General features: G+C 51.1%; 1 rRNA gene. It reads left to right on the top strand.

What is annotated here, in order from left to right:
* Nucleotides 1-377: 377 nt before the first annotated feature.
* Nucleotides 378-1380 (top strand): 16S ribosomal RNA (locus PCO31010_RS26480); the annotation flags it as partial.

Below are 1380 nucleotides of genomic sequence, written 5' to 3'. Positions count from 1 at the left end.
GAAAGCCCGGTGGTTAGTGGTTTTGGAGCTTGTGAGTCGCTACGGCGACGAACGAAGAAAGCGAAAAAAACTGTTGACGACGACGAGAAGCTGCGACATAATCTCACTTCTCTGCTGCTGATGCAGCGACGCAGAAAACGAAGCGACGGCGCGGTAATTAAGCGACGAAGTTAAGTCAGATGCGATTGATCTTTAAAAATTAAACAACCGATAAGTGTGGGCACTCGATGAATAGTGCGTCTGCTTCGGCAGATAAGCTTTAAATTTATTGAGGCTCACATAGTAATAGGTAAGTTAAGTAATTAACTTGTCAGCATACTTTGAGAGCGACCGGTTCTAGTGATTTATCACGAAAAACCGAAAACAGTAACAGGTTTAAACTGAAGAGTTTGATCCTGGCTCAGATTGAACGCTGGCGGCATGCCTTACACATGCAAGTCGAACGGCAGCACGGGTGCTTGCACCTGGTGGCGAGTGGCGAACGGGTGAGTAATATATCGGAACGTACCTTGTAGTGGGGGATAGCTCGGCGAAAGCCGGATTAATACCGCATACGCTCTGAGGAGGAAAGCGGGGGACCTTCGGGCCTCGCGCTACAAGAGCGGCCGATATCAGATTAGCTAGTTGGTGGGGTAAAAGCTTACCAAGGCGACGATCTGTAGCTGGTCTGAGAGGACGACCAGCCACACTGGGACTGAGACACGGCCCAGACTCCTACGGGAGGCAGCAGTGGGGAATTTTGGACAATGGGCGAAAGCCTGATCCAGCAATGCCGCGTGTGTGAAGAAGGCCTTCGGGTTGTAAAGCACTTTTGTCCGGAAAGAAATCCTCTGGGTTAATACCTCGGGGGGATGACGGTACCGGAAGAATAAGCACCGGCTAACTACGTGCCAGCAGCCGCGGTAATACGTAGGGTGCAAGCGTTAATCGGAATTACTGGGCGTAAAGCGTGCGCAGGCGGTTTTGTAAGACGGATGTGAAATCCCCGGGCTCAACCTGGGAACTGCATTCGTGACTGCAAGGCTAGAGTATGGCAGAGGGGGGTAGAATTCCACGTGTAGCAGTGAAATGCGTAGAGATGTGGAGGAATACCGATGGCGAAGGCAGCCCCCTGGGCCAATACTGACGCTCATGCACGAAAGCGTGGGGAGCAAACAGGATTAGATACCCTGGTAGTCCACGCCCTAAACGATGTCAACTAGTTGTTGGGGATTCATTTCCTTAGTAACGTAGCTAACGCGTGAAGTTGACCGCCTGGGGAGTACGGTCGCAAGATTAAAACTCAAAGGAATTGACGGGGACCCGCACAAGCGGTGGATGATGTGGATTAATTCGATGCAACGCGAAAAACCTTACCTACCCTTGACATGTACGGAAGTC

Source organism: Pandoraea commovens, assembly GCF_902459615.1.
Classification (GTDB): Bacteria; Pseudomonadota; Gammaproteobacteria; order Burkholderiales; family Burkholderiaceae; genus Pandoraea; species Pandoraea commovens.
Note: the sequence above shows the minus strand (reverse complement) of the source record. Positions and strands in the feature narration are given on the sequence as shown.